The 9,877-nt window shown below is 43.0% G+C and carries 9 protein-coding genes and 1 pseudogene; 1 reads left to right on the top strand and 9 read right to left on the bottom strand.

Features of this window, described 5'->3' with window-relative positions:
• The 9 genes and pseudogenes from BUC05_RS09075 to BUC05_RS21915 all read right to left on the bottom strand — a co-directional run.
• Positions 1 to 188: pseudogene (locus tag BUC05_RS09075) on the bottom strand (IS5/IS1182 family transposase); the annotation flags it as partial.
• Between the two features lie 272 nt (positions 189 to 460).
• Positions 461 to 1,399 carry a ribose ABC transporter substrate-binding protein RbsB gene (gene rbsB / locus BUC05_RS09070; RefSeq protein ID WP_035203402.1) on the bottom strand — a complete coding sequence of 313 codons (939 nt, stop codon included), beginning with the start codon at positions 1,397 to 1,399 and terminating at the stop codon, positions 461 to 463.
• A 92-nt stretch (positions 1,400 to 1,491) separates the two neighbouring features.
• Positions 1,492 to 2,457 carry an ABC transporter permease subunit gene (locus tag BUC05_RS09065; RefSeq protein ID WP_372513872.1) on the bottom strand — a complete coding sequence of 322 codons (966 nt, stop codon included), beginning with the start codon at positions 2,455 to 2,457 and terminating at the stop codon, positions 1,492 to 1,494.
• The gene (locus BUC05_RS09060; RefSeq protein WP_011248384.1) at positions 2,423 to 3,922 is read right to left on the bottom strand and encodes a sugar ABC transporter ATP-binding protein; all 1,500 of its coding nucleotides are present in this window, start codon (positions 3,920 to 3,922) and stop codon (positions 2,423 to 2,425) included. The genes BUC05_RS09065 and BUC05_RS09060 overlap by 35 nt, the downstream gene beginning before the upstream one ends.
• Positions 3,923 to 3,937: 15 nt before the next feature.
• On the bottom strand, positions 3,938 to 4,327 hold the full coding sequence (gene rbsD, locus BUC05_RS09055; protein WP_073304614.1) for a D-ribose pyranase: 390 nt from the start codon (positions 4,325 to 4,327) through the stop codon (positions 3,938 to 3,940).
• A 50-nt stretch (positions 4,328 to 4,377) separates the two neighbouring features.
• Positions 4,378 to 5,259 (bottom strand): ribokinase, encoded by an 882-nt coding sequence (gene rbsK / locus BUC05_RS09050; RefSeq protein ID WP_011248386.1) that lies wholly within the window; start codon positions 5,257 to 5,259, stop codon positions 4,378 to 4,380.
• Positions 5,259 to 6,242 carry a LacI family DNA-binding transcriptional regulator gene (locus BUC05_RS09045; RefSeq protein ID WP_073304612.1) on the bottom strand — a complete coding sequence of 328 codons (984 nt, stop codon included), beginning with the start codon at positions 6,240 to 6,242 and terminating at the stop codon, positions 5,259 to 5,261. The genes rbsK and BUC05_RS09045 overlap by 1 nt, the downstream gene beginning before the upstream one ends.
• A 527-nt stretch (positions 6,243 to 6,769) precedes the next feature.
• Entirely contained in the window at positions 6,770 to 7,723 is a 954-nt protein-coding gene (locus tag BUC05_RS09040) for a nucleoside hydrolase (RefSeq protein WP_073304610.1), read from the bottom strand.
• Positions 7,724 to 8,273: 550 nt separating this feature from the next.
• A complete protein-coding gene (locus BUC05_RS21915) occupies positions 8,274 to 8,408 on the bottom strand; it encodes a hypothetical protein (RefSeq protein ID WP_255222650.1) in 135 nt (44 codons plus the stop codon).
• 608 nt (positions 8,409 to 9,016) lie between these two features.
• On the opposite strand from BUC05_RS21915, the gene BUC05_RS09035 reads away from it, so the two are divergent.
• Positions 9,017 to 9,859: a ComEA family DNA-binding protein gene (locus BUC05_RS09035; protein ID WP_073304608.1), complete on the top strand. Its 843-nt coding sequence runs from the start codon at positions 9,017 to 9,019 to the stop codon at positions 9,857 to 9,859.
• Positions 9,860 to 9,877: the final 18 nt, after the last annotated feature.

Here is a 9,877-nt window from a genome sequence, read left to right as displayed (position 1 = left end):
ATTTTCGGATGATAGGCGGGTCTGCCTCCACCTTCATACGCGCGAACAAAGAAATCGTCATCCAACCCATCCACCACGTCACTGACCACACGCGCGACATGATGTTCGGGGATAAGATCGGAAAAATCCATAGGCAGATAGAGTTGATTCATGGTATACTCTTGGAAAGTGACCTTTGGGTTACGCAAAAAAATCGCCTGCTTTCGTTTGAATTTTGGTAGTGGTACCTTCATTTTAAACGATTGGGCGGTTTTTTTGTGCTTTTTTATCTAAATGCAAAAAAGCCACCCCAAAAGGTCATTTATCTATGACCTTTTGGGACAACTCCTTCTATTCGCCTGTAATTCTTTTTATCTCTTATTAAAAAATCAAGGTAATTTAGTGGAATTCCTCTACCATTATTTAAGCCGTTCCAAGCAATCAAAACAGCTCGGCACGTACGCACCGAGCCTTTCTCCTTCTACTGTTGAACCAATTTAAGTTCGACAGGAATAAAGTCATCAATCTCCTCACCGCTCAGAACAGAGAATGCAGCCTCCAACGCTTCTTCTCCAATTAGCGTTGGTTGTTGAGCAACGGTTCCTGCCAAACCTCCGCTTTCAACAGAGTTTACAGCGTCATCTGTGGCGTCAAATCCAACAACAACAATATCGTCACGACCAATAGCGGATACAGCTTCGAGTGCACCGAGCGCCATCTCGTCATTATGGGCAAACACACCAGCAATGTCGGGATTGCTTTGCAAGATGTTTTCCATCACTGCCAAACCTTCTGCTCTATCAAAATTAGCCGTTTGTTTTGCAGCTACATGTAAATTCTCATCTGCGACGTTGTTAAATCCTTCTCCCCGTTCACGTGCAGCTGATGAGCCGGGGATGCCCTCAAGTTCAGCAACAGTCGCCCCTTCGCCAACAAGCTCAAGCAACAATTCACCAGCCATTTCACCACCCGCGATGTTATCGGATGCAATATGTGTGACAACTTCACCGCTGTCAGCTGCACGGTCAACAGTAATAACAGGGATGTCCGCTGCATTCGCTGCTTCAATAGCGGCTGCCACTGCCGAAGAATCTGTTGGGTTCACAAGAATTAAATCTACTCCTCGCTGGATTAAATCTTCCACATCATTGATTTGTTTGGCATTGTCATCTTGCGCATCGACTGAAATCATTTCCAACCCAAGTTCAGTTGCTTTCGCTTTTGCCCCTTCTTCTAAAGTGACAAAAAACGGGTTGTTCATTGTTGAAATGGAAAAGCCCACTGTGAATTCACCGTCATTTGCACCACCATTGGAACCGTCTACTGGCTCTGATTCCTCAGAAACTGGAGATTCCATTGAACAAGCCGCCATTAGTGCAGCGATTCCGATCATTGCAACCGATAATTGTCGTTTTTTCATTGTAAATCCTCCCTCTATAAAGTTAAGCTATCTCCTGACATAAACACCGACTGATATTGATAGGTTAAGAGCCATCCTAATACCAGAACTCCTTAAGCTGTTTTTCTGCGATCAAGCAAGACTGCAAGTAAAATGACACTTCCTTTAACCATTTGCTGGAAAAAAGAGCTGACACCAAGCAAATTCAACCCATTATTCAACACTCCTATGATTAAGGCACCAATAAGCGTTCCGACAATCCACCCTTTTCCACCTGTTAAACTCGTTCCCCCGAGCACAACCGCAGCAATCGCGTCAAGTTCGTACATCGTGCCAGCCGTTGGTTGAGCTGAATTTAGCCTCGACGTTAAAATCACACCAGCAACGGCTGCCAAAAATCCAGTCAGAGAGTATACGTAAATCTTAATTCGGTCGACTTTGATGCCTGATAGAATCGATGCTTCCTCATTGCCACCAACTGCATATACGCGACGGCCAAATGTGGTTTTCTTTAAAATCAAGTACAAGATAACAAAGCTAATCATCATCGTAATCGCCGGCATTGGAATTCCAAAAAAGTAGCCGCCTCCAAGCATTTGGAACAATGTAGAATCACCTAAGTTTGATACAGGCCTGCCATCTGTAAACATTAAGGTCGCGCCTCGGTAAATCGTCATCGTCGCCAGTGTCGCAATAAATGGTGCTACTTTTCCTTTTGCAATGATTATGCCATTTATTGCACCAAGTGCTGCTCCAACAAGCAATCCAATTAAGATCGCTAAGATCGGGTCCATCCCTGACGAAAGTAAGGTTGCAGTGACCGCTCCAGAAAAAGCAAGAATTGCACCAACTGATAAATCAATCCCACCTGTCAAAATGACAAACGTCATTCCAAATGCAATGAGCGCATTAATGGATACTTGCCGAAGGACATTGAGGAGATTCGGCGCTGATAAAAATCCTGGGTTTAGAATGCTAATAATTAATATGATAAGGAAAAGGCCGATAAATGGACCAAGCGTCGCTGTTAATGCCTTGACTCGTTTATTGGTGAACATGTTTGTCTCCTCCCGTCGCATAGTGCATAATCGTTTCTTCTGATAACTCATTGCGGTCAAGTACTTTCATTAATTTGCCTTCAAACATCACGGCAACGCGTGTGCTCATGCCGATAATTTCCGGCAGTTCTGAAGAAACCATTATAATTGCCACACCTTGCTTGGCCAGTTCATTCATAATTGTATAGATCTCTTTTTTCGCACCTACATCAACGCCCCGAGTTGGTTCATCCAAAATGAGCACTTTCGGCTTCATACCAAGCCATTTAGCGATAACCACTTTTTGCTGGTTTCCTCCACTCAGTGATTTCGCTTTTTGGTGTGGTCCAGAGGTACGGACACCTAACTTCTTTACAAGTTCTTGATAAAGAGCCTGTTCTTTTGTAGAAGACATCATGTTTCCCGAAGAAACAGTTGCTAAGTTCGTTATGGAGAGATTGTCCCGAACTGAAAAATTAACGATAAGTCCTTTTGTTTTTCGGTCTTCTGGCACAAAGGCAATACCATTCTCAATTGCATCAACCGGTCGTTTAAATACAACTGGTTTTTGATCAATTTCAATCGTGCCACTATGCAAATGCCGATAGCCAAAAATGCTTTCCACCACTTCTGAGCGCCCCGCCCCCATCAAACCAGCAATACCAAAGATTTCACCTTCCCGCACCTCAAAGGTAACGCTTTCAAATTCATTTTTTCTACTCACATTTTTAACGGCGAGTTTTACCGCACCTGGTTCTAAATCATGATCAGGATAGCGACCTCCAAGCTCCCGACCGACCATTAATTTGACGATCTCATCAAAACTCGTCTCGGCAATGACTTTCGTGCTCACATAGTTTCCATCACGAAGGACTGTAATACGTTGGCACAAGGAGAAGATTTCTTCCATTCGGTGCGATATATAAACGAAAGTCACGCCTTTCTCCTGCAAGCCACGAATAACAGTAAACAATGTATCAATCTCCCGGTCTGTTAGCGCTGCTGTTGGCTCGTCCATAATAATAATGTCTGCATTTGTCATAAGGGCTTTGGCAATTTCAATCAATTGCTGCTTCCCGACTGATAAAGCACCTGCCCGGTCCGAAGCTTTTACTTTAAGACCAAGCTCGGCCAGCTGTTGTTCAGCATATTCGTTCATCTTTTTGGTTTTAAGCCAACCCGTTTTTCCAACGGTGTACTCATTGCCAAGAAACAAATTCTCTGCAACTGACAGCTCTGGCAAAATATTGAGTTCTTGATGAATGACAGCAATTCCGTCTTTTTCCGCATCTTTTGGATGCGTGTAGGCAACCTCCTTCCCTTTCACACGGACAACCCCTTCATCCCTTGGATAAATGCCCGTTAAAATTTTCATAAGGGTAGACTTACCAGCACCATTTTCGCCCATTAACGCGTGAATTTCTCCTTTTTCAAGCGTGAAAGACACATTTTTCAATACTTGGTTTCCACTAAATGACTTGCTTATCTGGCTCATTTCAACAATCATAGCCACACCTCTTCTTTAGAAAATAACCCCTGCGCGTAAGATGACATTGGCGTATGGTGCACATTCGCCTGTACGGATGATTGCTTTCGCTTTACTTGTTTCCGCTTTCAATTCATCATGAGGCAAATAACGAATCGAAATTTGCCTGTTTTCCAGTTCCTGATGAATGGACGGGCTTTCTGTTCTAACTTCTGTTGCCGCCATCATTAACTCCACTTCCATATCGGCCAATACTTCTGTTAGAACATCAACAAAATTTGGTACACCTAACCTAATGGAAAGATCGATGCATTCAACGTTAGACGGTATTGGTAATCCGCAATCTGATATGACGATTTGGTCTGTATGCCCTAGCGACGCAAGCACCCGGGCAATATCACGATTTAAGATGCCTAATTTCTTCATGGTTGATCCTCCTGAATGCTTGATAGGTTGATCCTTCCTGCAAAAAGACACTACTGTCTTTCCAACAGAAAAGCAGCCACCTCTTCTTTACTCGGCATCCCGCCCTGAGCGCCAAATGACTGTACCGATAACGCTGCCGCTGCATTAGCGTACATCACCGCCTCTCGCATTGGCTTTCCGCTTGCAAGCGCAACAGCCAGTGCGCCGTTAAAGGTATCACCTGCCCCTGTTGTATCTACTGGCATAACGCGATGACCAGCAATACGCTGTTCTACCCCATTCTCTGTCCATATCACGCCAGCAGCACCTTGGGTAACAATTAGTTTCTCTTTTAAATGAACATTCGTATTTGCAAACAACTGTGCCTGCTCTGACTCATTTGGCGTAATCCATGTACTATTCTCATACGTTTGTTGCGATAACTTCTGTGCTGGCGCTGGATTAAGAATGACCGGTACTTGATGTTTCTTACAAAGGGCAATTGCATACTCAACTGCTTTTAACGGAATTTCCAATTGAATCAACACAATATCACTGTCTGCAATCACTTCTTCACATGTAGATAAAAATGCTTCGTTCACATATTCATTTGCTCCAGCTGTGACAATAATTCGGTTATCCCCATCTGAAAGCAGAATCGTAGCTACTCCGGAACTACAGTGTGTAACGGGTTCCACATGATCCACACAAACACCTTCATCTTGAAGCCCCTGCTTTAGCAGCTCGCCAAAGGCATCATCGCCAACACGCCCTATCATGCGGACGTCAGCACCAAGCCTAGCTGCAGCCACAGCTTGATTTGCCCCTTTACCACCAGGCACTGTTTTAAAGCCCTTTCCCATTACGGTTTCTCCTTGAGCTGGCACATGGTCCGTACTCGTCACCATATCCATGTTAATGCTACCAATGACAGCCACTTTTCGTTTAACCACTAGGCACCACCTCCTTTTGTTGTTCCTCGTATTGTTAAAGTCGTCGGCAGTTCATGCCAATACGACTGCAAAGACCTTTTTTCTATTAGTTGCACCAATAGTTGTATCGCCAGTTCGCCCATCTCGTATATCGGCTGTTGTACGGTTGTTAACGAAGGCACCAACATATTGCCAAATAAAATGCCATCAAAGCCTACAATTTGTAAGTCTTCTGGAATCGAGCGTTTTAATGTATGAGCTGCTTTCATCGCTCCAGCCGCTGCTACATCACTGCTTGTAAAAATACCATCAATTGTCGGGTGTTTTTCAAGCAAAGCACGAACGGCTTCTTCCGCTTGCTCTATTTGAAAGCCCGTCTCCACGATGATATGAGCAATTCCATTTGCTTCAACAACTTCCTTAAACCCTTCGTATCTCTCATCAGCAGGATTCAGGCCTTTCGGTCCACGCAAATGAGCTATAAATGCACAACCTTGTTCAATTAAGTGCTCCGTAGCAGCCTTTGCCCCATTTTTGTTTTCAGATACGACAGTCGGAATGTTGGCGCTAACAAAACGGTCCAACGCAACTACAGGCAAGTCAAGTGTCTCATAGTGTTCATATGTCCCAGTGCCAGTCGCTAAAATAAGCCCGTCTACATACTTTTGTTGAAGAGCGTGGACATAATGTTGCTCTTTTTTTAACTCGTTATCAGTATTGCACAGCACAACCGTGTACCCTTTCTTGAGTGCCACATCTTCAATCGCTCGGGCAAGTTCGGGGAAAAAAGGGTTTGCTATATCAGGGACAAGCAACCCAATCATTCCTGATGTTTTATGATAAAGTGTACGCGCTACAGCGTTTGGTTTATAATTTAACATTTCAATAGCTGTCTTCACAGCCTGTTCAGCTTCTTTGCTGACATAGCCTTTTTGGTTTAACACGCGCGAGACGGTCGCTACGGAAACCTTAGCGTATTTCGCAACATCCTTAATTGTCGTCATACTCATTCTCCTAACACATGTAACCGGTTACAGATAATATATGACGGAAGTGCTTGTTTGTCAATGACTATTTCTTTCATTTAATCGTTATCCTCAATTGACTACTGAAGGCTAAAAAACAAAAACGGTTTCCCCCTTTTCACGTAGAAGTGCTTTAGACTCTGGAATGGGCAAATCGTTTGTTCAAATGATGCGACTCATTTTCGAAAGGCTCTTGTCCACCGAAATAAAAACATGAGAGGAGATGCGGCTGCAAAGAAGGTTGAAAAAAGAGTTCAAGTCAGCTCGGATCTCCTCGACCGTGTCTCTAACTGTTTTCTACTTCAATTTACAACGCCCCTATCAATCTCAAACCTTTTAATTAATCGAACAGCATTTGCATCCCTTCCCTCTCTATCAGAAAGCATCTCTAGCTGAAAAAGGATCAGAGCTTGTGATGTAAGTGACACTTTTTCAACACAATGGACGTTGATTTGTGGAAGAGAAGAATGCGTAATGCCTAGCAACGATTTATTGGCTGGGCTGCTTTAGCTTCTTGTGAAAATATCAAGCACATTTGTCCGAAAAACAGAAAAATCTAGACGAACAGCTATGCGCGGGCAGTAAGGTCCACTGCATGCGCCCGAGGCAGGGCGAAAATCAGCGATACTTAGTCCCGATGAGTATCGACCTTGATCTTCAACCTGAACGTTGCGCCGTTTATAGCTTAACAAATTCGGGACCTCCATTGCCGCCATCAATGCTGTTAGATCATGTTGCGGCGTTCCCTGAATACCAGGTTCGAGAACTTGATAAGACTCATAATAAAAGTCAAGCATCGGCTTAATAGTACGAAGCAATGGCGTCGTTGCTTTAGAGTCAATCAAATTGACGTCGGCTGGCGTTAGCAACGCATCCCTCGTCACATTCAAAGGCACAACCGTTACATTTGGCGCATGTGTACAAACAAAATTGGCGGCAGTGGCATCTCCTAAAAAATTGGCTTCCGCTAATTCAGTCTCATTTCCCGGCACTAAAAAAGCGCCTCCCATGAGAAACGTCGCTTTCACCCGTTTCATAACGGCAGGATTAATCATCCAAGCCATTGCCAGCGTCGTGCAACGGCCGAGAACGACAATGGTTATTTCATTTGGATTCTCTTTAATCACTTGAAACAAACGGCTAAAATTGGTTCGATTCGCATAACGCTCTGCTGGAATGGGCGGCCTAATCGGCCCAAGACCTTCTTCTCCATGAATATCCAGGAAGAATTCCGGTTCTTCTCCATTTAGCGCTCGAGTCGCTCCAGCAATAACCGGAACCCCTTTCCGATCGGCCAAACTTAGCAAATACGATGCATTGCGCAATGCCTGATCGCGGCTTACATTGCCAAAATCACCTACAATGCCCGCCAGTTCCACGTCTGGATGCTGCAAGGCGTAAATAATCGCCATCGCATCATCGATCCCAGTATCTGCAAATACCAATAGTTTATTTGCCATCTCATCATCACCTCCATATACGTTATGACACAGAGGACAAGATGGCTTAGTTTAACAACCGTATCACACTAAAATTGAGTGATTCGTTCGTATAATTACAATTACGATAAAGCAATGTCCGCTCTTAGAGAACGCGATGGTATCAAGAAAACGGACAACAGGATTGGATTGAAATGTTTCAGGAAGGTAGTTGAATTAAGCAGGCAAATGGTCAACCTCGTTGGGTACCATCCCCGAATGAATGTGGTGAGGAATATAGAGGAGTTGGATGCGTCACGAGATTAATAGAAGCAGATGCTTTGTGCATCTGCTTTTAAACCGTAAGTTAAAAAACACTGGTTGCTTTCAAGGTATGTGACCTGTTTCTCTTTCAATTTCAAATTGATCTAACGTAGATCATGATTCTCTGATTGAGATCGGCAAAGTCGCGTGTAACCGTAATCGTTCTTTCCATCTCTTGGTGAGAAACAGGCAGCTTATGGTTCAAAATGACTTTTACCTACACACAAAGACTCTCCTATTTTAGTGTGACTTTTCCATTTTCACAAAATTATTTCTTTGTCGTTAGTTCTTTTAACAAGGCAATCATCTCTTTGTTCTGCTTTATTATTTCATTTCTTTGTTGTCTAGCCTTCCAAAAATCCACTAAAAAGCCCAATAGTACAATTAGGATTAATATCGTCATAACGCATTTTCTCCTACTAATTATTTAAGCAATTTCCGATGTTTCAAACCATAGACTATTAATCATAAACATTCGCATTCACTTTCATTTTCCATTAGTTTACTTCAAATCAGTAAACGTTACCAGTAGTTATACCAATTGATTAAGGTAGTTATGAGAGACTCGGCACTAGTGTTTTTCTAGCTACCTTAGATCTTTCACTATTGAGAGAAAAACGTTCATTGTCTTCTATTATTTAGTTTTTTAGAAATACGAAGACATAACAGGCCCATACTAATGAAAACGAGAAAAGGGATGATGGCCCATAAGGGAGTTACCACTGTCCAAAACAGAAGATAGGCACTAATAGCCATACAAAGCCAACCACAAATAAGAAAAGCGCTCGAAAAAAATCTTTCATATCAACACACCGTCCTTAAAAAAAGTACACCTGTCAACCGTTTCACACAATGCTTATTTTGAATAGAACATGGCTGTGCATCATAGATGCGCGTCCCTTATATAAGAACTCATAAACAAATCAACTCCTCCCCTACGCAAATTAACCCATGACGATAGTCTGATAGTTTGTTACAATTACCATATTACACCACAAAGGAGGAACTAGCTTGAATACGTTATTTTTCATTTTGGCGGCACTTTCCCTATTTGCTTTTATTCTAGGATTGATTAAACCGAGCTTGATCCGGCTACCATCAAGAAGTCGAGTATGTTTATACGTGATTCCAGTACTTATTGTTACTTCTATCTTACACGACAGTACGCAAGACCCAAATAAAGCCCAATCCGCCCAACTAGATCGTTCGCAAGCAAAAATCGAAACCTTAGAAGCATCCTTACAAGACAAAGAAACGGAAATGGAAGAATTGACTGTTGCGTTAGAGGAAGCTGAGGAATCGTTAAAAGAGTCTGAAGAGCAGTTGGAGCTCCTACAGGCGGAAGAAAGCGACGTTGACGGTTCTTTTGAAGAGCAATTAGAGGAAGCAAAACTTGAATGGGAAGAGGAATTTCGGGAACAAATCGAGGAAGAACTGGAAGAACGCATCACTGCTGAAATTAGTGAAGATTATGAGGACAAGCTTGCTGCATTAGACGATAAAATCAAAGAAAAAGAGCAAACGATTGAAGAGAAGGAAACGACTATCTCGAAGTTGGAAGAAGAAGTGGCCAGCGCCTCGACTAATAACGGAAATGAAACCGCTACCACAGAAACAGAGACTGCACAGTCTTCAGAAAGCGCAAGTACCAATAGTTGTGGGCCTGGAACGGTGAAAATCAACAGTGCTTCCGAGTCTGAGCTGCAAGCGATTTATGAAATTGGTCCAGATCGAGCCGCACAAATTATTCAACTCCGGCCCTTTTCCTCTTATAATGACATGAAACGAATTAAAGGAATTGGCGATGCCCGTGCCGAAGCGATTGAAAACCAAGGAATTGTGTGCTTTGATTAAAACCCACTGAAATTTAAT

This window comes from Shouchella rhizosphaerae, from assembly GCF_900142675.1.
GTDB lineage: Bacteria > Bacillota > Bacilli > Bacillales > Bacillaceae_D > Shouchella > Shouchella rhizosphaerae.
Note: the sequence above shows the minus strand (reverse complement) of the source record. Positions and strands in the feature narration are given on the sequence as shown.